The 23,383-nt window shown below is 72.3% G+C and carries 14 protein-coding genes and 1 pseudogene; 5 read left to right on the forward strand and 10 right to left on the reverse strand.

Annotation, left to right across the window (positions count from 1 at the left end):
- Nucleotides 1–18 precede the first annotated feature (18 nt).
- Nucleotides 19–1,203, reverse strand: a complete 1,185-nt coding sequence (locus ACZ4WH_RS25565) for a globin domain-containing protein (RefSeq protein WP_468184401.1) — start codon at nucleotides 1,201–1,203, stop codon at nucleotides 19–21.
- A 308-nt stretch (nucleotides 1,204–1,511) separates the two neighbouring features.
- Here ACZ4WH_RS25565 and glnA point away from each other — a divergent pair, with 308 nt between their 5' ends.
- Nucleotides 1,512–2,873: a type I glutamate--ammonia ligase gene (glnA, locus tag ACZ4WH_RS25570; protein ID WP_030986148.1), complete on the forward strand. Its 1,362-nt coding sequence runs from the start codon at nucleotides 1,512–1,514 to the stop codon at nucleotides 2,871–2,873.
- Between the two features lie 103 nt (nucleotides 2,874–2,976).
- On the opposite strand, the gene ACZ4WH_RS25575 is transcribed toward glnA, so the two are convergent.
- From ACZ4WH_RS25575 to ACZ4WH_RS25585, 3 genes and pseudogenes are all read right to left on the reverse strand, one after another.
- Nucleotides 2,977–6,831: an nSTAND1 domain-containing NTPase gene (locus ACZ4WH_RS25575; RefSeq protein WP_468184404.1), complete on the reverse strand. Its 3,855-nt coding sequence runs from the start codon at nucleotides 6,829–6,831 to the stop codon at nucleotides 2,977–2,979.
- Nucleotides 6,828–7,244, reverse strand: coding sequence for a hypothetical protein (locus ACZ4WH_RS25580; RefSeq protein WP_468184407.1), 417 nt, complete (start codon nucleotides 7,242–7,244; stop codon nucleotides 6,828–6,830). Before ACZ4WH_RS25580 ends, ACZ4WH_RS25575 begins: the two co-directional genes overlap by 4 nt.
- Before the next feature lie 113 nt (nucleotides 7,245–7,357).
- A pseudogene (locus ACZ4WH_RS25585) lies at nucleotides 7,358–7,805 on the reverse strand (AAA family ATPase); the annotation flags it as partial.
- Between the two features lie 173 nt (nucleotides 7,806–7,978).
- On the opposite strand from ACZ4WH_RS25585, the gene ACZ4WH_RS25590 reads away from it, so the two are divergent.
- On the forward strand, nucleotides 7,979–9,328 hold the full coding sequence (locus ACZ4WH_RS25590) for an MFS transporter (protein WP_468184409.1): 1,350 nt from the start codon (nucleotides 7,979–7,981) through the stop codon (nucleotides 9,326–9,328).
- Between the two features lie 46 nt (nucleotides 9,329–9,374).
- On the opposite strand, the gene ACZ4WH_RS25595 is transcribed toward ACZ4WH_RS25590, so the two are convergent.
- From ACZ4WH_RS25595 to ACZ4WH_RS25610, 4 genes are all read right to left on the reverse strand, one after another.
- Nucleotides 9,375–11,738, reverse strand: a complete 2,364-nt coding sequence (locus ACZ4WH_RS25595; RefSeq protein ID WP_468184412.1) for an Orn/Lys/Arg family decarboxylase — start codon at nucleotides 11,736–11,738, stop codon at nucleotides 9,375–9,377.
- Between the two features lie 143 nt (nucleotides 11,739–11,881).
- Nucleotides 11,882–12,901 carry a TolB family protein gene (locus tag ACZ4WH_RS25600; protein WP_468184414.1) on the reverse strand — a complete coding sequence of 340 codons (1,020 nt, stop codon included), beginning with the start codon at nucleotides 12,899–12,901 and terminating at the stop codon, nucleotides 11,882–11,884.
- On the reverse strand, nucleotides 12,898–14,151 hold the full coding sequence (locus ACZ4WH_RS25605) for an MFS transporter (RefSeq protein WP_468184417.1): 1,254 nt from the start codon (nucleotides 14,149–14,151) through the stop codon (nucleotides 12,898–12,900). Before ACZ4WH_RS25605 ends, ACZ4WH_RS25600 begins: the two co-directional genes overlap by 4 nt.
- A 1-nt stretch (nucleotide 14,152) precedes the next feature.
- Nucleotides 14,153–15,040 (reverse strand): alkaline phosphatase family protein, encoded by an 888-nt coding sequence (locus ACZ4WH_RS25610; RefSeq protein ID WP_468184419.1) that lies wholly within the window; start codon nucleotides 15,038–15,040, stop codon nucleotides 14,153–14,155.
- A 127-nt stretch (nucleotides 15,041–15,167) separates the two neighbouring features.
- Between ACZ4WH_RS25610 and ACZ4WH_RS25615 the strand changes: the two genes are divergently transcribed.
- Together ACZ4WH_RS25615 and ACZ4WH_RS25620 are read left to right on the forward strand one after the other, a co-directional pair.
- Nucleotides 15,168–16,481 (forward strand): DUF72 domain-containing protein, encoded by a 1,314-nt coding sequence (locus ACZ4WH_RS25615; RefSeq protein WP_468184421.1) that lies wholly within the window; start codon nucleotides 15,168–15,170, stop codon nucleotides 16,479–16,481.
- 247 nt (nucleotides 16,482–16,728) lie between these two features.
- Nucleotides 16,729–19,749 (forward strand): bifunctional [glutamine synthetase] adenylyltransferase/[glutamine synthetase]-adenylyl-L-tyrosine phosphorylase, encoded by a 3,021-nt coding sequence (locus ACZ4WH_RS25620; RefSeq protein WP_468184423.1) that lies wholly within the window; start codon nucleotides 16,729–16,731, stop codon nucleotides 19,747–19,749.
- Here ACZ4WH_RS25620 and ACZ4WH_RS25625 read toward each other — a convergent pair.
- Together ACZ4WH_RS25625 and ACZ4WH_RS25630 are read right to left on the reverse strand one after the other, a co-directional pair.
- Nucleotides 19,731–20,591 carry a phosphatase PAP2 family protein gene (locus ACZ4WH_RS25625; RefSeq protein ID WP_468184426.1) on the reverse strand — a complete coding sequence of 287 codons (861 nt, stop codon included), beginning with the start codon at nucleotides 20,589–20,591 and terminating at the stop codon, nucleotides 19,731–19,733. The two genes, ACZ4WH_RS25620 and ACZ4WH_RS25625, sit on opposite strands and share 19 nt — an antisense overlap.
- A 68-nt stretch (nucleotides 20,592–20,659) precedes the next feature.
- Nucleotides 20,660–21,694: a LacI family DNA-binding transcriptional regulator gene (locus ACZ4WH_RS25630; protein WP_468184428.1), complete on the reverse strand. Its 1,035-nt coding sequence runs from the start codon at nucleotides 21,692–21,694 to the stop codon at nucleotides 20,660–20,662.
- A gap of 377 nt (nucleotides 21,695–22,071) precedes the next feature.
- Here ACZ4WH_RS25630 and ACZ4WH_RS25635 point away from each other — a divergent pair, with 377 nt between their 5' ends.
- Entirely contained in the window at nucleotides 22,072–23,346 is a 1,275-nt protein-coding gene (locus tag ACZ4WH_RS25635) for an extracellular solute-binding protein (protein ID WP_468184430.1), read from the forward strand.
- The last annotated feature ends 37 nt before the right edge of the window (nucleotides 23,347–23,383 follow it).

The following is a 23,383-nucleotide window of genomic DNA, read 5'->3' on the forward strand; positions in this document are numbered from 1 at the left end:
CGCCCCTTTACAGAGCGCTCAGCCCTGCGCCAGCCAAAGGTCCGGGCCGAACACCTCGTAGTGGATGTCGGCCGGGGACACGCCCTTCTCGATCAGCTGGGTGCGGAGTGCCCGCATGAAGGGGAGCGGGCCGCACAGGTACGCGCGCGTGCCGGGGTGTACGGCGATGTCGGTCAGGTCGACCAGGCCGGTGCGGGTGCCCGGCTCGGCGTCGCGCTCGTAGAAGAAGTGCGCGCAGGCGTCGGGCAGCTTCTCCGCGTACGCCGTGTGGTCGGCGCGCAGGGCGTGGTCGGCGGGGGAGCGGTCGCCGTGCGCGACGGTGACCGGGGCGCGGTGGCCGCCGCCCGCGAGGTCGGCCAGCATCGCGATCATCGGGGTCACGCCGATGCCCGCCGAGGCGAGCAGCAGGGGCGCGTCCGGGTCGCCGGCCAGCACGAGGTCGCCGTACGGCTCGGACAGCTCCAGGACGTCACCGGGTCGCACGCGCGCGTGGAGGTGGTTCGAGACCTCGCCGTCGGGGGTCGCCTCGCCCCGCACGCGCTTGACGCTGATCTGGCGTACCGCCTCGCCCGGCGCCCCGGTCAGGCTGTACTGCCGTATCTGCCGGGCGCCGTCGGGCAGGGTGACGCCGACGGAGACGTACTGCCCGGCGCGGAAGCCGGCCACCGGGCCGCCGTCGGCCGGACGCAGCCGGAAGGTGACGACGTCCGGGGTCTCCTCGATCCGCTCGACGACCTCCCACGCACGCAGGCCGGGGCCGCCGCTCTCCTCGTACAGCCGCTTCTCGATGGCGATGAGGGCGTTCGCCATCAGCCAGTACACCTCGTCCCAGGCGGCGGCCACCTCGGGGGTGACGGCCTCGCCGAGGACCTCGGCGATGGCGGCGAAGAGGTGCTCGTGGACGACCGGGTACTGCTCGGGGGCCACGCCGAGGGAGGCGTGCTTGTGGGCGATGCGGGCGAGCATCGCGTCCGGCCGCTGGTCCGGGTGGTCCAGCAGGTGCGTGGCGAAGGCGGCGATGGAACCGGCGAGGGCCTGCTTCTGGGCGCCGGAGGCCTGGTTGCCGCGGTTGAAGAGGTTGCGCAGCAGGTCGGGGTGGGCGTCGAAGAGGCGGGCGTAGAAGCGCTCGGTGATCTCGCCTATCGCCGCGCCGACGGCGGGCAGGGTGGCGCGGACGGTGGCTGCGGACTGCTCGGTCAGCATCGGGACTCCTCGGAGAACTCGGCTGATCAGCACGCTATGAAAACTTGCATCTGAGATGCAAATTTAACGGGCGTGGTGTCGGTCACGGGCGAAGCGGACCGGCCATTACGGATGTCGGTCCGAGCAGGCAAGATGGGGCGAGAGCGCAGTACACCTGCCGTACGAGAGGCGTTCAGGGCGAGGACGCTCGGGCGATCAAGGTCCGCAACGCGCGTGAAATGGTGTTGTGGTGGGATGCTCAGGTGCCCGACCGCCTCCCGTGGTACGGGGGACAGGCGGCCTGACCAGCAAGGATGGGGAAGCGGAAGATGGACAAGCAGCAGGAGTTCGTGCTCCGGACCTTGGAGGAGCGTGACATCCGGTTCGTACGCCTGTGGTTCACGGACGTGCTGGGCTTCCTCAAGTCCGTCGCCGTGGCCCCCGCCGAACTGGAACAGGCCTTCGACGAAGGCATCGGCTTCGACGGCTCCGCCATCGAGGGCTTCGCCCGGGTCTACGAGTCCGACATGATCGCCAAGCCGGACCCGTCCACCTTCCAGGTCCTGCCGTGGCGCGCGGAGACCCCCGGCACGGCCCGCATGTTCTGCGACATCCTCATGCCGGACGGCTCGCCGTCCTTCGCCGACCCGAGGTACGTCCTGAAGCGCGCCCTCGCCCGCACCTCCGACCTGGGCTTCACCTTCTACACCCACCCTGAGATCGAGTTCTTCCTGCTGAAGGACCGCCCGCTGGACGGCTCCCGCCCCACCCCCGCCGACAACTCGGGCTACTTCGACCACACCCCGACCAACGTCGGCATGGACTTCCGCCGCCAGGCGATCACCATGCTGGAGTCGATGGGCATCTCGGTGGAGTTCTCCCACCACGAGGGCGCGCCGGGCCAGCAGGAGATCGACCTGCGCTACGCCGACGCGCTCTCCACCGCCGACAACATCATGACGTTCCGGCTGGTCATGAAGCAGGTGGCGCTGGAGCAGGGCGTGCAGGCGACGTTCATGCCGAAGCCTTTCTCCGAGCACCCCGGCTCCGGCATGCACACCCACCTGTCCCTCTTCGAGGGTGACCGGAACGCCTTCTACGAGTCCGGTGCCGAGTACCAGCTCTCCAAGGTCGGCCGCTCCTTCATCGCGGGCCTGCTGCGGCACGCCGCGGAGATCTCCGCGGTCACCAACCAGTGGGTGAACTCCTACAAGCGCATCTGGGGCGGCTCCGAGCGCACGGCCGGCGCCGGCGGCGAGGCCCCCTCCTACATCTGCTGGGGCCACAACAACCGCAGTGCCCTGGTCCGCGTCCCGATGTACAAGCCCGGCAAGACCGGCTCGGCGCGGGTGGAGGTCCGCTCCATCGACTCCGGCGCCAACCCGTACCTGGCCTACGCCGTCCTCCTCGCCGCCGGCCTGAAGGGCATCGAGGAGGGCTACGAGCTGCCGCCGGGCGCCGAGGACGACGTCTGGGCCCTCTCCAACGCCGAACGCCGCGCCATGGGCATCGAGCCCCTCCCGCAGAACCTCGGCGAGGCCCTGACCCTGATGGAGGGCAGCGACCTGGTCGCCGAGACCCTCGGCGAGCACGTCTTCGACTTCTTCCTGCGCAACAAGAAGCAGGAGTGGGAGGAGTACCGGTCCGAGGTGACGGCGTTCGAGCTGCGGAAGAACCTGCCGGTGCTGTAGGCGCAGGTCAGAGTGGGTTTGCCGCTGATGACGCGAGGGGGCCGACGGTCGTGGACCGCCGGCCCCCTCGCGTCTCACTGACCCTGGGCCGTCTCCGGACGGGTCAGGATCGGGCGCACGGGGGGTCGTAGGGGAGGTGTGGGACGTACTCGTGCCACAGCTGGGGGGTCAGCACGTTGCCGGTGGAGCGGCAGATGTACGCGACGGCGGATCTGGTGGTCATGGGCAGGATGCGAACGGTGGATGAGCCGTCGCCGATGAACAGGGTGCGCCCGTCGCCGGAGAACGTCATCGTGTCGATGTAATCGGGGAGGAAGATCGGCTTTCCGAAGGGCCGCGCGTGGTCCGGGTCGCGGACGTCCCACAGCCGAAGCGTCTGGTCGGAACCGCCGCTGGCCACGGCGCGGCCGTCCGGGCTGAAGGCCAGGGCGATCACGGTGCCCCTGTGACCCGTCAGGTCCTGACCCAGATGCCTGGGACGGGTGCGGTCGCGGATGTCCCACAGACGGAGCACCGCGTCACCGCCGGACGTCGCGAGCATGTGGCTGTTCGGGCTGAAGACGATCGAATTGACCGGGTCCTCGCTGACAGTCAGGAGTCTGCCCAGGGGCCTCGGGCGCGCGGGGTCGACGACGTCCCAGAGCCGCAGTCTGCCGTCGTCCGACACGGCGCCGAGTGTGTGTCCGTCAGGGCTGATGGCCACCCGGTTGATCCGCCCGCTTGATCCCGAGGACAGCGGTCGGCCGAGAAGCCGTGGACGAGACGGGTCGGAGACGTTCCAGAGGACCACCGTCCCGTCGGAATTGCCGCTGGCCATCGTGTTCCCGCTGGGGGTGAAGGCGACACTCAGGAAGCTGTCGTCGGCATGCCCGGGCGGGCTCCCCAGGAGCCTTGGCCTGGTCGCATCGGTGACGTCCCACAGCTGCACCTTCGGTCCGGCGGCAACGGCCAGAACCCTTCCCCCGGGCTGGAAGGCGACGGCGTAGGGAGAGGACGGCGCGTCCAGCCGTATCGATCCGCTGAGCAGCCGGGGATCGGCCGTGTTGCTGACATCCCAGAGACGTACGGTCCGGTCCGCCGAGCCCGAGGCCAGCAGATGCCCGTCGCGGCTCAGGGCTATTGCCTGTACCAAGTCCGAGTGCCCGGTGAGGATCGTGCGGGGTATCGTCCAGACCCTGACTTGGTGGTCGTTGCCGACGCTGGCCAGTTGGGTGCCCTTGGGATTGAAGGCCAGCCCCCATACATGTCCGGTGTGGCCCACCAGCGAGGCGAGACCCCGGTTGTCCTTGGGGGACGCCATGTTGTAGAGCCCGACGGCGTTGCTGTCGCCACCGAGGGCCATGAGGTTGCCGCTGTGGGAGAACGCCACCGCGTTGACGTCGCCCTCGGCGGTCGGGGAGTCGATCGCGGTCGGCTTGGCCGGATCCGTGATGTCCCACAATTGGGTCGTCCCTGAGGCTCCGGCCGCGGCCAGAGTCCGGTTGTCGTGGGCGAAGGCGACCGCCTTGACATCGTCGCCGGCCGACGCGTCCGGGATGGTCGGCGTGCCGGCGGCCCGTGGATGCCGTGGGTCCGTCACGTGCCACAGCCGTACGGTCGCATTGCTCCCGCCGGCCGCCAGCAGCGTGCCGTCCGGGCTGAAGGCGACGTCGTACACCGAGCCGTTGGCTCCGGTCCCGGTGAGTGGTTGCCCGAGGAGCTTCGGGTAGCGGGGATCGGAGACGTCCCACAGCCGGACCCGGCCGTCATCGCCCGCTGTCGCCAGGAGGCGCCCGTCAGGGCTGATCGCGAGGGTGTACTGCCCGCCGCCACCCGCCTTGACCGGGTCACCCAGGGCGGTGGGGTGCCGGGGGTCGCGGACGTCCCAACGGCTGAAGGTGCCGTCCTCGTCGGCGGCGGCGAGGAAGTGTCCGGCAGCGCTGAAGTGCACTCCCCACACCGGCTGGTGGAAACCCCGCAGCGGATCGCCGAGCCTGCTCGGGGGGCCCGTGCCGGCGGTGTTCCACAGCCAGATCTCGCCCTTGTCATCCCCGCTTGCCAGCACATGACCGTCGGGACTGAAGTCCACGGTGTTCACCTCGCCCCGGTGTCCGGTCAGCACGGTGGACAGCGGTGTGTCCTCGTCACCCAGCAGGTTGAGCTCGGTGGACTCGGTCGGCTGCATCCGAAGCGCCACCACGTCCAGCTGGGCGGCCAGAGAGGCGTCCGTCATTCGCACCTGATCGGCCTCGGCCCTGACCTCCCCGGCGATCGCGGTATTCCGTTCCTGCCGTGCCCTGTCGCTCTGCACCCACGCGAAAACGCCCACCACCGCGACGGCCACGGCCAGCGCACTCAGGACAACGACGAGGCCCTGCCATATCCGGCGGACGCGCTGCCGGTGCCGTACCGAGGCGCTCAGGAACTCGGACGCGACCGGCCCGAGTCGGCCCGCGCCCTCGTCGTCACGCGCACCGCCACCCCCGGCCAGCGCGCGCGCCTCCTCCAACCGCACCCCCCGGTAAAGCAGCCCCGGATCGCGCCCCGCCTCCTCCCAGGCGACCGCCGCGTCCTCCAACCGCTGCCGGGCCAGGTACCGGGCGCGGTGGTCCCGGATCCACTGGCGCAGGCGTGGCCAGGTGCGGAGGAGTACCTCGTGGGTGATGGTCACCGTGTCCTGCTCCCGGGTCAGCAGGCGTCCCCGGGTGAACTTCTCGACGACCTGCGCGGCCTCCTCGGGACGCGCGCAGAGGCTCACGAGGTCGTCGTACCGCACCGGACACCGCGTGTCCCCGGCGCCCCGCTCGCCGAACTTGACCAGCCGCAGGAACAGGGACCGCGCGGTCTCCCGTGCCGACGGATCCAGCCGGTCGAACCAGCGGTCCGCCTCGGTGGCCACGCTGTGCGCGATGCCGCCGGTCGCCTCGTAACCGTCCACGGTGAGGACATGGCCCGCGCGGCGCAGCCAGGTCGCCCGCAGCGCGTGGGCGAGCAGAGGGAGCCGTCCGATCTCGTAGGCGGGGTCGTCGTCGGCTCCCTCCTCGGTCGCGCCGAGGTCGCGCAGCAGGACCTCCACCAGCCCTGGTTCGACGTCCAGCCCGACCGTGCGGGCGGGGTAGAGGATCGCCTCCCGTACGCCGGTCCGGGTCAGCGGTCCCATCATCACCTGGTTGCGTTCCACCGCGTCGAGGAGACCGGGGTGGGCCGCGCACTGGGTGTAGAAGTCCGATCGCAGACCGAAGACGACCAGGCCGGGTGGGGGTTCGCCGCTCGGGCCGACCTCCGCGATGCCCAGGACCGCGTCGAGGAAGTCCCGGCGCTCCTGCTTGTCGGGGCACAGCGTGAACAGTTCCTCCAGCTGGTCGACGACCACGACGACCCGGCGTTCCCCGGGGCCCTTCGCCAGTGCCCGGCGCAGTTCGTCGGGCCGCAGGACGGGAGAACCGTCCCGGCCGCTTTCCATGACCTCCCACAGATGGGCGCCGAGGGCCTCCATCGGATGGGACGTCGGCGTGAGCCACACGAGCGGCCAGCGCGCCGAACCCGGCAGCACGCCCCGCCTCAGCTCGGCCAGCAGCCCCGCCCTGAGCAGCGAGGACTTCCCCGCCCCGGAGGGCGCCACGACGACCAGGGCGCCGCCCGCAGCGAGGCAGCCGTCCAGCCGTACCAGCAGCTTGGCCACCACGGAGTCCCGGCCGAAGAACCACCGCGCCTGGTCGGTGGTGAACGCGGACAGACCGGGATACGGGCACTCGTCGGAGAGTGCGGCGTCGGGCACCCGGTGTGTGCGGCGCACCCCGCTCTCGTAGTGCACGTGCAGATCCCGCTCGGAGACGTACAGGTCCCGGCGAGCCTGGTAGATCCTGGCCCGGTCCGAGGCGCGCGCCTGCAGGCCGACCCGCTCACCGCGCGGCATCTCCTCGCTTCGGACGGAGGGTCCGCCGGAGCCGCGTGCCGGGGGTCCGCCGATGGGAGTCATGGCCCCTGGATGTGCTGATCACGCCCGGCCTGGTAGACCCGGCCGTGTCCGGAGGCCTCGGCGTGGAGCTCCTGGGTCCCGGTGCGGATGCCGGTGTCGTGGTGCACGTGCGGGGTGATGTCCCGCTCGATCAGGCGGCGCAGGTCCGCCGCCAGCGCGCGGTTCTCCCCCAGCAGCTCGGCCACCCGGTCCGCCCAGACCGTGACCAGCTCCGACTCCGCGTCGGTGTCCTGTTCCCGGCGGGCCGTCATCGCGCGGTCCCTGGACTCCTCCAGTTCCGCGGCCACGCGGTCGGCCTGCTGCGGGCGGATGCGACGCCACCAGCCGGCGAAGGCTGTCCGTACCTGTTCCCAGGCGTCGGTGGTCATCGCTCCCACCAAGGCCGTGGCCGCCGACATCACGATCGGGTCCATCGCCACCAACCCCGCAATTACCTCTAATGGGACTAATGTACCCATTTTGAAGTAAGGTGTCGCGTCAACGCGGTGGCTGCCAGGCCGCTTTGGTTGAACGATGAAAGACAGGTTCAGGCCCGTCGCGGCGGCAGCGTGGTCGCGTGGGTGGCGAGCAGGCCGGACACCGCTCGGGTCAGGGCGACGTACAGGCGGCGCAGCCGGTGCGCTCGTCCGGTCCTCCGCGAGCACCAGCACGCGCGTCCGCCGCGATCAGGCCGTCCGAGCCCTCGTTGTCCAGCAACTCCTCGCGGACGGCGACCATTTCGACCGTCTCCGTCGCCGTGCGGGCCTCGAAGAAGCCGGGGTTCGGCCGTCAGTTCCTCGATGACCCCCTCACGCTAGCCGCGGTGGGCCTGCGCCCCATCCCAACTCCGCGTCGCCCAGGGCGTCGTGCCCTGCGTCAGGTCGCCCAGGACGATCGCGCCGCCGGTGGTGCAGCGGCGGCCGACGGACCGGTACTGAATGGGGGACAGGTCCTGCGCCTCGTCCAGGAGGAAGCCCGAGCGAGTGAGTGCGCTGGGTCTCGATCGCACGAGGTCGCTCCCGAGCAGCCGCAACACCCGTCGGCCCCCACAGCGTCCCACCGCCGTTTGCCGTGACGCCGCCGAGCCGCGTACTGAACACACACCCGGGACCGTGAACACGCGCCCGAGGTCGTCGATCCGGCCCGCACCCGGCCCTAGCATGCGCCTGTGGCACCGCTGCTCGCCGTGTGCGCCGGGTACTTCATGGTCATCCTGGACGTCACGATCATCAATGTCGCCGTGCCCGCGGTGGGCCGGGAGCTTGCGGCCTCGCTCACCGGCATCCAGTGGATCACGGACGGCTACACCCTCGTCCTCGCCGGGTTCCTGATGACGGGCGGTGCGCTCGGTGACCGGCTGGGCAACCGGCGGGTCTTCTGCTCGGGCGTGGCGCTGTTCACGGTGGCATCGGCCCTGTGCGCGGGCGCGCCCAGTGCCCCGGCCCTCGTCGCCGCCCGGCTGGTGGAAGGACTCGGCGCGGCACTGATCGTTCCCGGCTCGCTCGCCCTGCTCCAGGAGGCCTATCCCGAGCCGGCGGCACGCTCGCGCGCCTTCGGGCTGTGGGGGTCGATGGCGGGGATCGCCGCCTCCGCCGGGCCGCTGCTGGGCGGGCTCCTAGTGTCCACCGTGGGCTGGCGGTGGGTGTTCCTCATCAACGTGCCGGTCGGCGCGGCCTGCCTGGTCCTGACGGCGCGGTACGTCGCGCTCTCGCCGCGGAACCCGGACCGGGCCGTGGACTGGCCGGCGCAAGCCTCCGTGGTGGCGGCCGTGGCCCTGCTGACCGCAGCCCTGAACGAGGCCGGACGGCGCGGCTGGTCCGATCCCGCCGTCCTCGCCGGGCTGGGCCTGGCCGCCCTGGCCGTGGCCGGGTTCGCGGTGCGTGAGCGGCTCGCCCGGGCCCCGGCCCTGCCGCTGGGGCTGCTGCGCCCACCGGCGATGAGCGGAGCGGCCGTCGTGGGGCTTCTGTTCAACTTCGGCTTCTACGGCATGGTGTTCACCGCCAGCCTGTACTTCCAGCACCAGCGCGGCTTCAGTGCCCTGCGGACCGGGTTGGCGTTGTTCCCGGCCGTGGCGGTGACCATGTTCGCCTCCGTCCTGTCCGGGCGCCTGACCCGCCGTACCGGAGACCGCCCGCTGGTGGTCTCCGGCATGCTCCTGGGCGCGCTCGGGCTGGCCGGCTGGGCCGCGGCCGGGACCGATCCGGCCTACCCGCTGCTGGTGGCGCCGATGATGGCCACCGGGTTCGGTACGTCCTTCGCGCTGACCGGCTCGACTGCCACGGTGATGGGTGCCGCACCCCGGGCGTACGCGGGAGCCGCCTCCGCCCTGTTCAACACCACCCGCCAGATCGGCAGCGCCACCGGCGTCGCGCTCGGCGGCAGCCTGCTGGCGACCAGCACCGACTACGGCACCGGGGTGCGTCTCGGCATGGCCGTCGGCGCCCTCGCCTATCTGGCCGCGGCCTGCCTCGCCTGGCGGTGCGTGCCGGCCAAGGAGGCCCACGCCGCCGCCCGGTGACCGCGGACCCTACGCGTCGCGCGTGCCGGCCGGGGCGACGGCCGGCTCAGTGATCGCGCAGGCACTCGATCTCGTAGTCGCCGCTGTCCTCGTCGATCGTCACCCCGTGGGTCTCGCTGCGGAAGCCCGGGAAGTGGCGGTCGAAGGTCTCCAGGGCCGTGAGGTAGCGCAGGAGGGGGCCGTCGGGGGCGCCGGTGGACTCGCCCGGCATGAGGACCGGGATGCCGGGCGGGGTGACCGTGACCATCGCCGCCGCCACCCGGTGCGCCGCGTCGGCGATCCTCACCCGCTCGGTACCGCCCCGCACCAGGCGCTGGTAGCAGTGCTGGGGCGGATGGACCGGATCCGGAAGCTGCTGGAACGCGGTGTCCAGCAGCTCCACCAGGCGCGCCGAGCGCAGTTGCTCGTGCATCTGCCGGCATAGCTCCCGCAGGGTCAGGCCCGAGTAGCGGCGAGGGTGCGCGGCGACCGCCTCGGGAAGGACCCGGCCGAGCGGGGCGTCGGCGTCGTACAGGGACTTGAAGTCCATCAGGGCGTCCAGCAGCGTGCCCCACTTGCCCTTCGTGATGCCCATCGAGAACAGGATCAGCGTGGTGTAGCTGTCGGTCTTCTCGACCACGATGTTCCGGGTGGCCAGATAGGCGGTCAGGACGCGCGCCGGGATGCCCTCATCGGCCATCTCCCCGGTCGCGGTGATGCCGGGGCAGGTCAGCGTGACCTTGACCGGGTCCAGCATGCAGTGGCCCTCGGTCAGCCCGGGGAAGCCGTGCCAGGCCGCGCCCGGCTCCAGCAGCCAGCAGGACTGCTCCGTGCGCAGCAGCTCCGGCGGGGCCTCGTCGAAGGGCAGGCGTTCGCCGGTCGCCGGGTCGGTGACCTCCTCCGGCTGCCAGACGCCGAAGAACCACGGCGGCCGGTCCCCGGCGCTCTCCACCCGCCGGCGCAGCCGGACCATCTCCTGCCGGAAGCGGATCGCCTCCGTCACCGCCTCGTCCACCAGCCACTCGCCCTGCGGGCCGTCCATCATCGCCGTCGCCACGTCCAGCGAGGCGATCATCGGGTACAGGGGCGAGGTGGTGCCGTGCAGCATCAGGGCCTCGTTGAACCGGTCGTGCTCCACCGGCGCCCGGGGCGCGGGCCGTACATGCACCATCGCCGACTGGGACAGCGCGGCCAGCAGCTTGTGCGTGGACTGGGTCGCGAAGACCGTCGGCCGGTCCGGGCCGGGGAAGGCGTCCGCGTCCACCGACATGCCGTACCGGCCCCGGTACAGCGGATGGAAGCGGGCGTACGCGAACCACGCCTCGTCGAAGTGCACCCGGGGTGTGCTGGCCGCGAGCGCCCGCGCGGCCGGTACGGCGGCGTAACTCAGGCCGTCGTAGGTGGAGTTCGTGAACACCGCGTACTGCGGCTCGCGCGCCACGGCCCCCTCGGCCAGCGGGTGCGCGGCGATCCGGGCCGCGACCGAGTCCGCCGCCAGCTCCGCCGGGGGCAGCGGGCCGGCGAGGCCGTACCCGTTGCGCGTGGGCACCAGGTAGACGGGCCGGGCGCCGGAGACCACCAGGCCGTGCAGCACCGACTTGTGGCAGTTGCGGTCCACCAGCGCCAGTTCGTCACGGGTGACGCTGAAGTGACCCACCAGGCGGTTGCAGGTGGAGTCGCCGTGCAGCACGAAGTAGGTGAGGTCGGAGCCGAAGACGCGGGCCGCGTTGCGTTCCGCCTCCCCGATGGGGCCGGTGTGCTCGAACAGCGAGCCCAGCTCCTCCACCGAGATCGACAGGTCGGAGCGGAGCAGCCGCTCGCCGAAGTAGTCGTGGAAGGCGCGCCCCGCAGGCGACTTGAGGAAGGCGACGCCACCGGAGTGGGCCGGGGTGTGCCAGGAGTACTCGTGGGCGTCGTCGAAGCGCCGCAGCGCCCGGAAGAACGGCGGCAGCACGTCCTCCCGGTAGGCGCGGGCGGCGCTGGTGATCCGGCCGGCGATGAACCCCGGGGTGTCCTCCAGCGGCCACACGTACCCGACGACCGTCTCCGACACCCACAGCGGCAGCTCCCGCACGCCCTCGTCGGCCATGACCAGGAACACCGGCAGGTTCCGGAACCGCCGCCCGATCCGGTGCAGTACGGCGGCCCCGCCCGGGGCCGCGTCGAGGGTGCCGTCCGCCGGGGCGAGCGCGGCGCCGGGACCGTCACCTCCCCGCCGCAGCGCGTCCCCGGGCAGGTCCCAGGCGACCACGGCCGCCGCGAGGCCCGCCTCGGTCCGCAGCACCGCCTCGGCGTCCTCCGCGCTGACCGCCCAGCGCACCTCGAAGCCGTCCGCCTCCACGGCGTCCCGGATCTTCCGCAACTGCTCGGCTCCGGCGCCCTCGGCGCGTGGATGCTGCGGTACCGCGACCAGGATCCTGCTGTCGGCCATCCCGTGCCCTCGCCTTCCCCGGCGGCCACGCGGCCACCACGCCGGAAAGTCTCGGGCGTGACCGGAGACGACGACGGCGGCCGCGTACGGCAAACCACCGGGATGACGGAAAAGCCGGGCTGCCGCGTTGACCCGCGAAGGGGCTAACCGAGGTACGCCGGTGACACCGCCGCCGAGCTGATCCGGTGGGCCCGTCCGGAGCCGTCCGCCGGGACCTCGTACAGGTCGGCGCCGTAGTCCCCGGGCAGCGCGTACACGAGCGTGCGGGTGTCCTTCCACACCGCCTGGTCGTCCACGCTGCGGGTCTCGGCGAGCGGGGTCTCGCGCAGCGTGCGCAGGTTGAGGACGTACAGCCGCCAGGGCGCGTCCTTCGGCAGCCCCGCGACCCGCTTCTTGTACGCGACCCGGCTCCCGTCCGGCGACAGGGACGGGCACTCCACGTTGGCGTGCAGCGTGGTGACGGTACGGCGGCGCAGGTCGCCGCGGACCAGGTACGTCCGCCCCTTGGTGGCCAGCGTCGCGTAGAAGGTGCGGTCGTCGGCCGCGAACGTCACTCCCCAGAAGTTGACGTCCGCCGCCCGGTACGGATGCCCGTCCTTGATGATCCGGAAGGCCTCCAGGGACGGGATCTGCTTCCCGCTGCGGGTGTCCACGATGGCCGCGCGCGTGGAGAAGTCCGTCCCGGCGTACGAGTCACCGCCCACGAACGCCGTCCAGGCGGCGAAGTGTCCGGTGGGGGAGACCCGCGCGCGGGAGGGGATGCCCGGCACGTCGTAGCGGTCCACGGTCCGCAGGCGCGCGTCCAGGATCAGCGCGCGGTAGGTGTCCGAGACGGGCCCGTGCACGGCCTGGAGACACACCCCGGTGCCCGAAGCGGCGTAGAACCGCAGGCACTTGAGGCCGGACGCGGTGCGCGGCGCGTCCGGGGCGGAGGCCGGGACGCTGGTCAGCTCGTCGCGGTGCGGCCCCCACGCCATGTTCCGGAACACCAGCCGCCCCGACTGGCGCAGCGTCACCGTCCCCGGTGTGACGCTCGGCCCGCCGGCCTGTGTGTGGTCACGGCGGTCCGCCCGCGCGGAGGCGTGCAGCACCGACGCCAGCCCGACCGCCGCCAGCACGCAGACGGCCGAGACCAGGATCAGGATGCGGGTGCGTACGGTCATGCGGGCACCGTTCCCTTCGGGCGCAGGGTGAGGGAGAACGCGGCACACGCGGCCAGCGCCACCGCCGCGCCCGCCAGCGCCGCCCGGTCGCCCCACACCGTCCAGGCAGCGCCGAACAGCAGCGAGCAGGCGAACCGGGTCAGCGCCTGCCCGGTCTGTACGACGGCCAGCCCGGAGGAGCGCAGCCCTTCCGGCACGCTGTCCGAGGCGGCGGCCATCAGCACCCCGTCCGTGGCCGCGTAGAAACCGCCGTGCAGGGCGAGCACGAGATACGGCAGACCCGAGCCGTGCCAGGAGGTGAGCAGCAGCGCGTACACGACGAGCAGGGCGCCGTGGCCGGCCAGGAAGACCGTCCAGCGGCCCACGCGGTCCGCGAGCCGGCCGAGCGGCACCGCCAGCAGCAGGAAGGCCGCGGCCGTGCCCAGGGGCAGCAGCGCGAACCAGCGGTCGGGGACGCCGAGGCGGCGCTGGAGCAGCAGGTAGACGAAGGAGTCGCTGACCGTGGCGAGGCCCAGCAGCAGCGCGCACACGGTGATCCGGCGCAGCTCACGGCCGCGCAGCAGGGCGAGGGCCGCGCGGACCGTCGGCCGTTCGGCCGGGGCCGCGTCACCCCGCCCGCCCGGCACGAACAGGACCAGCACCAGGACGCCCAGCACGGCGACGCAGAAGCTCACGGTGAACACCGCGTCGTACCCGTCGACGGTGGCCCGCAGGATCAGGAACGCCACCAGCGGCCCGAGCAGGGCCCCGGCCGTGTCCATCGCCCGGTGCACCCCGAAGGCCCGCCCGCGCGTCTGTGGCGTACTGGCCAGCGAGATCAGCGCGTCCCGGGGCGCCGTGCGCAGCCCCTTCCCGGTCCGGTCGGCGGCGAGCACGACCCCGATCGGGGTCAGCGCGTGCGCCACCAGCAGCAGTGGCTTGCACACGGCCGAGATGCCGTAGCCCAGCCCGGCGACCCACTTGTGCCGTCCGCCGCCCCGGTCGGCGAAGTGCCCGCCCACCAGGCGCACGAGCGCCGAGAACCCGTTGTAGATCCCGTCCAGCAGCCCGAAGCCCAACGGCGACAGACCCAGGCCGGTCACCAGGTACAGCGGCAGCACCGCCGTCACCATCTCCGACGAGACGTCGGTGACCAGGCTCACCGTCCCCAGCGCGAGCACGGTCGGCGCGACCGCCGCACGGCGCCGCCCGGCCGGAGGCCGGACGGCACCATGAGCGGACGTACTCGCACGGCTGTCCGCTACGTACACGTCAGGACGCCCAGATGCCGGTGATGTCCTTGGCGGAGGCCGCGTTGCCCGCGTGCGTGGTCAGGCCCTGGGTGTCCTCCAGGGTGCGCAGCAGGTCGTAGTGGTTGTACGTGGTCGAGGAGCTGGACCCGGCGGTGACGGGCTGCCCGTAGAACACGGTCGGGATCTTGTTCCCGCTCAGCCGGTTGTCCTCGTCGAAGGTGACGACGAGCAGGCTGTTGTGGGTCTTGGCCCAGGTCGCGTAGGCGCCCAGGTTGTTCTTCAGCCAGGTGTCACCGGTGGACACCGAGCAGTCGTGCATGTCGCTGCACAGGTTCGGCACCACGAACGACATCTGCGGCAGCGTCGAGTAGTCCGTCGGGAACTGGGCGAACGTCTTGGCGGTCGAGGTCGGCACGTTGCTGAAACCGAACCAGGGGTTGTGCTTGCGCGCGTAGTTGCCGCTGCTGCACGTCGTGGAGCCCTGGCTCGGCAGCGACTCGTTGTAGCTGGCCCAGGTGCGCCCGGCGGCGATCTGCTCGGACGCGAGGTTGCGCGCCGAGGAGAACCCCGGGGTGTAGCAGCTGTCGTCGGTGATGCCCTGCGTCGACCCGGAGAACAGCGCGAAGTAGTTCGGCTGGCTGGGGTGGGTCTCGGCGTACGACTGGGTCAGATTGGCACCCCCCGCCTTCAGCGAGTTGATGTACGGCGCGCTGGAGGAGCCGATGACCTGGCTGTAGGCATGGTTCTCGAAGACCACGACGACCACGTGGTCCGGGCTGGGCACGGCGCCCGCGGCATGCGCGGACCCCTGACCGAGCCCGGTCCACAGCCCGACCGCGGCTGCGGCGAGGGCCGCCGCGGACGCCACGACGGCGCGGGCACGGCGGTACACGGAACTGCCGGACACATCAACCTCCGGAAAAGGGTGGACGGCTGGCGGTGCGGACAGAGCATGCTCACGCCAACGTGCCCGTGGCCCACGCGGGCCAACATCACGGGTGAAGACCCGATGAACGCCGGGTACTCACGCCCGCATGGCGGACATCCTCATCGGCACCTGCGGCTGGACCGACCCGGCACTCCTCAGGAGCGGCTGGTACCCACCCGGCCACCGCGACGCGGAGAAACGCTTACGCCACTACGCCACCCGCTTCCCCCTGGTCGAGGCGGACTCCCCGTACTACGCGCTGCCGACCCCGCGCACCACCGCCCTCTGGGCCGAACGCACACCCCCCGGCTTCCGCTTCGACGTCAAGGCGTTCTCCCTCCTCACCGGCCACCCCACCCGCCCCGCCACCCTCCCCGCGGACCTGCGCGACCACCCCCGCGACGAGGCCCTGCGCACGGAGATCTGGACCCGCTACGCCGAAGCGCTGGCCCCCCTCCGCGACGCCGGCCGCCTGGGCACCCTCCTCTTCCAGTACCCGCCCTCTCTCACCCCCGGCCCGAAGGCCGAGGCCTTCGTCCGCACGGCCCGCGAACGCGCCCACGACTGGCCGTTCGCCGTGGAATTCCGCGACCCCGCCTGGTGGCACCCCACCCAGGCCGCCCGCACCACAGCCTTCCTCAGGGACCTGAACGCGACGGCGGTCGCCACGGACACCCCCGACGCCCCGCCTCCCGCCCCCGTCACCACCCCCCACCTGCACCTGATCCGCTTCCACGGCCGCAGCCCCCACTGGGGAAAGGGCACGAAGGAGGACCGCTTCCGCCACAGCTACACCGAGCGGGAACTCTCCGCCTGGCTGCCCCGCATCCGGCAGGCAGCCGCACAGGCCGAGGAACTGCACATCCTCTTCAACAACTGCTGCGGAGACGCGGCACCGAGGGCGGCCCAGGCACTGCACGACCTCCTGGCGAGGACGCGGGATCGGCGCAGGCCGGAGGAAGCGCGGGAACCCACGACGGCCGTCGGCCGCCCGCGGCGGGAAGGGGACGTGTCGGGTGGTGTCCGCCCGCAGCGGCCGGCGAAAACCCCGGCACCGCACGAGCAACAGCCCGCCGGACCGAGGACGGACACCACCCGGCGCGGCCCCGACCCCGACCCCACGGAGGGCGCGACCCAGGCCACGAGCCACCCGCACGGGCCGCCGCAGGCACAGGCCGCCGCCCCGGCACGGCCCCGCGCTCGGCCTGACCGGGGACCCGCGACGGCCCGCTGTCGCCCGTGGCGGGAAGGGGACGTGTCGGGTGGTGTCCGCCCGCAGCGGCCGGCGAAAACCCCGGCACCGCAGGAGCGACAGCCCGCCGGACCGAGGACGGACACCACCGGGCGCGGCCCCGACCCCGACCCCACGGGGCGCGCGACCCAGGCCACGAGCCACCCGCACGGGCGGCCGCAGGCATAGGACCCCGCACGGGCCGCCCGGCCGCCCCGCGCTCGGCCTGACCGGGTCGGCGCGGCCCCGACCCCGACCCCACGGGGCGCGCGACCCAGGCCACGAGCCACCCGACCGGGCCGCCGCAGGCACAGGCTCCCGCCCAAGCCGCACCGCGCCCCACCAGCCCCGTCCGCCACAACCGCCGGACGGCACCCCGTCCCCTCCGGTTAGGCTCTGGCCAGGACGAGAGCAGATCCGAGGGGAGACCACGGACATGACGCCGGGGCGCAGAAGCAGCACTTTCACCCGTCTGCTGCGGCACGGCTTCACCGACCCCTCCGCCGCCGAACGCCTCCTCGACGGCCCCGAACTGGCCCCCGTCCGCGACGACCCCGTCCTCCTGGAAGCCCTCGGCGTCACCGCCGACCCCGACCTCGCCCTGCACGGCCTGGTCCGCCTCCTGGAGGCCCAGCCCACCCCCACCGCCCACCGGGAACTGCTGGACACGCTCATCGCGGCCAAGCCCCTCCGCGACCGCCTGCTCGGCATCCTCGGCGCCTCCGCCGCCCTCGCCGACCACCTCGCCCGCCACCCGGGCGACTGGCAGGCCCTGGTCACCTACGAGCCGCACGACCTCCACCCGGGCGTCGCGGAGTTCGAGCGCGGCCTGGCCGAGGCCACCGACCCGGTCTCCCTGCGCGTCGCCTACCGCCGCTGCCTGCTCTCCATCGCGGCCCGTGACGTCTGCGGCACCACGGACGTCGCCGAGGCCGCCGCGGAACTCGCCGACCTGGCCACCGCCACCCTCCGCACGGCCCTGTCCCTCGCCGAACGCGCGGCCCCGGAGGACGCCGCCGCCTGCCGCCTCGCGGTGATCGCGATGGGCAAGTGCGGCGGCCACGAGCTGAACTACGTCTCCGACGTGGACGTGATCTTCGTGGCGGAGCCGGCCGAGGACACCCCCGAACCCCAGGCCCTCAAGTCCGCGACGAAGCTCGCCTCCCACCTCATGCGGATCTGCTCGGAGACCACCGTCGAGGGCTCCATCTGGCCGGTGGACGCCAACCTCCGCCCCGAGGGCCGCAACGGCCCCCTCGTCCGCACCCTCAGCAGCCACCTCGCCTACTACCAGCGCTGGGCGAAGACCTGGGAGTTCCAGGCCCTCCTCAAGGCCCGCCCGGTGGCCGGCGACACCGCGCTCGGCGAGGCGTACATCGACGCCCTCGAACCCCTCGTCTGGAAGGCGGCGGACCGCGAGAACTTCGTGGTGGACGTGCAGAAGATGCGCCGCCGCGTCGTGGAGAACATTCCCGCCGCCGAGGTCGACCGCGAACTCAAGCTGGGCCCCGGGGGCCTGCGCGACGTCGAGTTCGCCGTGCAGCTCCTGCAGTTGGTGCACGGCCGCACCGACCCCGCCCTGCGCAGCGGCACCACCCTGGACGCCCTCCAGGCCCTCGCCGCGGGCGGCTACGTCGGCCGCGAGGACGCCGCACGCCTGGACGAGGCGTACCGCTTCCTGCGCTCCATGGAGCACCGCATCCAGCTCTACCGCCTGCGCCGCACTCACCTCGTGCCCGAGGCGGAGCCGGACCTGCGCCGCCTCGGGCGTTCCCTGGGCCTGCGCGCCGACCCGGTGGCCGAGCTGAACCGCGAGTGGAGGCGGCACACCGGCGTCGTACGCCGGCTGCACGAGAAGCTCTTCTACCGCCCGCTGCTCGACGCGGTCGCCCAACTCGCCCCCGGCGAGGCCCGGCTGCGCCCGGAGGCGGCCCGCGAACGCCTGGTGGCGCTCGGCTACGCCGACCCGGCCGCCGCCCTGCGCCACCTGGAGGCCCTGGCCTCCGGCGTGACCCGCAAGGCGGCGATCCAGCGCACCCTGCTCCCGGTCCTCCTCGGCTGGTTCGCGGACTCCGCCGACCCGGACGCCGGCCTGCTGAACTTCCGCAAGGTCTCCGACGCGCTCGGCAAGACCCCCTGGTACCTGCGCCTGCTGCGCGACGAGGGCGCGGCGGCCGAGAACCTGGCCCGCGTGCTGTCGGCGGGCCGCCTCGCCCCGGACCTGCTGATGCGCGCCCCGGAGGCGGTGGCCCTGCTGGGCGACGGCAGCGGAGCGGGCCCCGCGGCGGTCGGCGGTGGCCTCGCGCCGCGGCAGCGGGCCGCGCTGGAGCAGGAGATCCTGGCGGCGGTGGGCCGCGCGGAGAACGCCGCGCAGGGCGTCACCGCGGCCCGGGGCGTGCGCCGCCGCGAGCTGTTCCGCACCGCCGCCGCCGACATCGTCGGCTCCTACGGCACCGAGACCAGCCCCGCCGAGGCCGACCAGGGCGCCCTGGTGGACCGGGTCGGCGCGGCCGTCTCCGACCTGACCGCGGCCACCCTCGCCGGCACCCTGCGCGCGGTGGTCCGGGAGAGCTGGGGCGACACCCTGCCCACCCGGTTCGCGATGATCGGGATGGGCCGCTTCGGCGGACACGAGCTGGGTTACGGCTCCGACGCGGACGTCCTGTTCGTGCACGAGCCGCAGGACGGCGTGGACGAGCACGAGGCGTCCGCCGCCGCGAACAGGGTCGTCGCCGAGATGCGCCGCCTGCTCCAGCTGCCCAGCGCCGACCCGCCGCTGCTGATCGACGCCGACCTGCGCCCGGAGGGCAAGTCGGGCCCGCTGGTGCGCACCCTGAAGTCGTACGAGGCGTACTACCGCCGCTGGTCCCTGGTGTGGGAGTCACAGGCGCTGTTGCGGGCCGAGCCGGTCGCCGGCGACGCGGAGCTGGGCCGGCGGTTCGTCGAGCTGATCGACCCCCTGCGCTATCCGGCCAAGGGCCTCACCGAGGACGCCGTCCGCGAGATCCGCCGGCTGAAGGCCCGCATGGAGTCCGAGCGGCTGCCGCGCGGCGCCGACCCCAAGCTGCACACCAAGCTCGGCCCCGGCGGACTGTCCGACGTCGAGTGGACGGTCCAGCTGCTCCAGATGCGCCACGGCCACCGCGAGCCCGGCCTGCGCACCACCCGCACCCGCCAGGCCCTGACCGCAGCCCGCGAGGCCGGGCTGCTGTCCGCCGAGGACACGGAGACCCTGGACGAGGCCTGGGTGCTGGCCACCCGGGTGCGCAACGCGGTCATGCTGGTCCGGGGCCGGGCCGGGGACACCTTCCCGACCGAGCCGCGTGAGCTGGCGGCCGTCGGCCGCTACCTGGGCTACGGCTCCGGGCACGTCGGGGACATGCTGGACGCGTACCGCCGTACCACCCGCCGGGCGCGCACGGTGGTGGAGGAGCTGTTCTACGGCGACAGGGCCTGAGCCGGCGCGGGGGCCCGGGCCGGGACCAGCCGGGGCAGCGCGTACGGCAGGCTGCCGTACCACACCCGGGCCACCGCGAACCCGAAGGCCAGGCACAGCACACCACCCACCGCGTCCAGCCAGAAGTGGTTGGCGGTGGCGACGATGACCAGCAGGGTGGCCGTCGGATACAGCAGCCCCAGCACCCGCACCCACGGCACCGACGCCAGCGCGAAGATCGTCAGCCCGCACCACAGCGACCAGCCGATGTGCATCGACGGCATCGCCGCGTACTGGTTCGACATGTGCTTGAGGTCGCCGGAGGCCATCGAGCCCCAGGTGTGGTGCACCATCACGGTGTCCACGAAGTGCCCGCCGCGCATCAGCCGGGGCGGCGCGAGCGGGAACAGGTAGTAACCGACCAGGGCCACGCCCGTGGTCGCGAACAGCACCAGCCGGGTCGCCGCGTAGCGGCCGGGATGCCACCGGTAGAGCCACACCAGCACCCCGATCGTGATGACGAAGTGCAGTGTGGCGTAGTAGTAGTTCATCCCGATGATGAGCCAAGTCACCGAGTTGACGGCGTGGTTGACCGACTGCTCGACGGCGATGTCCAGCGCGTGCTCGGTGCGCCAGATCCAGTCCGCGTTGCGCAGCGCCGCGGCCCGCTGCTCCGGCACGGCGTTGCGGATCAGTGAGTACGTCCAGTAACTCACCGCGATCAGAAGGATCTCGAACCACAGCCGGGGCCGCCTCGGCCGCCGCAGCCGGCCCAGCGGACCGGGTGGGACCTCGCCCGTGACGGCCCGCGGAACGGCCACCTCTTCGCGACCTTCCGGCTCTGTCACGGTCGAGTCACTCATAGGCACAGAGTCTGCCAGACAAGGCTTCCTCGGCCGATCATCCCAAGGTCGGGTCCGCAGCGCACCTTCTACGACGTACGGAGGACATTCGGGGCCGAAGCGGTGGAACCGCGCACCACCAGTTCCGGCATGAACACGAACTCGCTGTGCGGCGCCGGTGTCCCGCCGATCTCCTCCAGCAGCGTGCGCACCGCCGCCTGCCCCATCGCCGGGACCGGCTTGCGGATCGTGGTCAGCGGCGGGTCGGTGAAGGCGATCAGCGGGGAGTCGTCGAACCCGACCACCGACACGTCCCGGGGCACCTCCAGGCCCCGCTGCCGGGCCGCCCGTATCGCGCCCAGCGCCATCATGTCGCTGGCGCAGACCACCGCCGTGCAGTCCCGCTCGATCAGCGCCGTCGCCGCCGCCTGACCGCCCTCCAGCGTGTACAGCGAGTGCTGGACCAGCTCGGTCTCGACGGTCTGGGCGTCCAGCCCCAGCTGCTCCCGCATCGCCCGGACGAAGCCCTCGATCTTGCGCTGCACGGGCACGAACCGCTTCGGCCCGAGCGCCAGCCCGATCCGGGTGTGCCCCAGCGACACCAGATGCGTCACCGCGAGCGTCATCGCCGCCCGGTCGTCGGGGGAGATGAACGGCGCCTGCACCTTCGGCGAGAACCCGTCCACCAGCACGTACGGCACGCCCTGCGCGCGCAGCCGCTCGTAGCGCTGCATGTCGGCGGTGGTGTCCGCGTGCAGCCCGGAGACGTAGATGATCCCGGCGACCCCGCGGTCCACCAGCATCTCGGTCAGCTCGTCCTCGGTCGACCCGCCCGGGGTCTGCGTGGCGAGCACCGGCGTGTAGCCCTGGCGGGTCAGCGCCTGGCCGATGACCTGGGCCAGGGCCGGGAATATCGGGTTCTCCAGCTCCGGCGTGATCAGGCCCACCAGGCCCTCGCTGCGCTGCCGCAGCCGTACCGGGCGCTCGTAGCCCAGCACGTCCAGTGCGGCGAGCACGGACTGGCGGGTGGTGGCGGCGACTCCCGGCTTCCCGTTGAGGACCCGGCTGACAGTCGCTTCGCTCACCCCCGCCTGCGCAGCGATGTCGGCAAGCCGTGTGGTCACGGGACCGGACTGTACCGGTCGTATCTCCCCTTGCACACCGGCCGGACGCCGGGCGCGGGCGGGCGCACGGCCTGCCGTGGGTTGCTGCGTCATCGCGCTCCCTCGGGATTCTTGGTGGCAAGAGCTTGCAAGTCTTGCACAAGTGTCGTCGTCGCCGCTCAGCGCCTGCGCCACTGGGTCGCGCCCCGGTCGACGACTGGTCACGACGGGGTAACCATCGTGTCCCCTTGCACTTTTTTTCTGCAAGGTCTTTCGCAACGCTTACATGGCTGTTACGTTCCCAGTCGCCCGGCCGCGGCAACGGCGCAGTCGGCAAGTCACAGGGACGGTCGGGACCGTCCTCTGTACCACTCGGGCTTAACCCTCAAGGAGAACTCATGCGGCGTGGCATAGCGGCCTCCGCGCTGGTGGCGTCCCTCGCCCTGACGGCGACGGCGTGCGGCGGGAGCGACAGCGACAGCGGAAAGTCGGACGGCCCGGTCACCATCACCTGGTGGGACACCTCCAACGCCACCAATGAGGCGCCGACGTACAAGGCCCTGGTCCAGCAGTTCGAGGCTGCCAACAAGGACATCAAGGTCAAGTACGTCAACGTCCCCTTCGACCAGGCGCAGAACAAGTTCGACACCGCGGCCGGCGCCAAGGGCGCCCCGGACGTGCTGCGCTCCGAGGTCGGCTGGACCCCCGCCTTCGCCAAGAAGGGCTTCTTCCTGCCCCTCGACGGCACCGAGGCCCTCGCCGACCAGGGCAAGTTCGAGCCGAACCTGATCAAGCAGGCCCAGTACGAGGGCAAGACCTACGGCGTGCCGTTCGTCACCGACACCCTCGCGCTGGTCTACAACAAGGCCCTGTTCAAGAAGGCCGGCATCACCGAGGCCCCCAAGACCTGGGACGAGCTGAAGGCCGACGCCGCCAAGATCAAGGACAAGGCCAAGGTCGACGGCTACTGGGGCTCCACCCAGGCCTACTACGCCCAGACCTTCCTCTACGGCGAGGGCACCGACACCGTCGACGTCGCCGCCAAGAAGATCACCGTGAACTCGCCGGCCGCCAAGAAGGGCTACGGCACCTGGCTGAGCCTGTTCTCCGGCAAGGGCCTGCACAAGGCCGACGCCACCGCCGACGCCTACGCCCACATCCAGGACGCGTTCGTCAACGGCAAGGTCGCCGCGATCATCCAGGGCCCCTGGGAGATCACGAACTTCTACAAGGGCAGCGCCTTCCAGGACAAGTCGAACCTCGGCATCGCCACCGTCCCGGCCGGCTCCAGCGGCAAGGCGGGCGCCCCGACCGGCGGCCACAACCTCTCGGTCTACGCCGGCTCGGACAAGGCCCACCAGGAGGCGTCCCTGAAGTTCGTCAAGTTCATGACCTCGGCGCAGTCCCAGGAGACCATCGCCCTGAAGAACTCCACGCTGCCCACCCGCTCCGACGCCTACACCGAGAAGGTCAAGGCCGACCCGGGCATCGCCGGCTACCAGGGCGTCCTGGCCGCCGCGCAGCCCCGCCCGGCACTGCCCGAGTACAGCTCCCTGTGGGGTCCGCTCGACACCGAGCTGCCCAAGGTCGCCAGCGGCAAGGAGTCGCTGGACAAGGGTCTGGGCAACGCCGAGCTGGCCATCTCCAAGCTGGTGAACGGCTTCAGCAAGTAAGCCCGCGTGGCCGTCGGATCCTCCTGCCGCGGGACGG

The organism is Streptomyces sp. NPDC029138 (assembly GCF_055564375.1).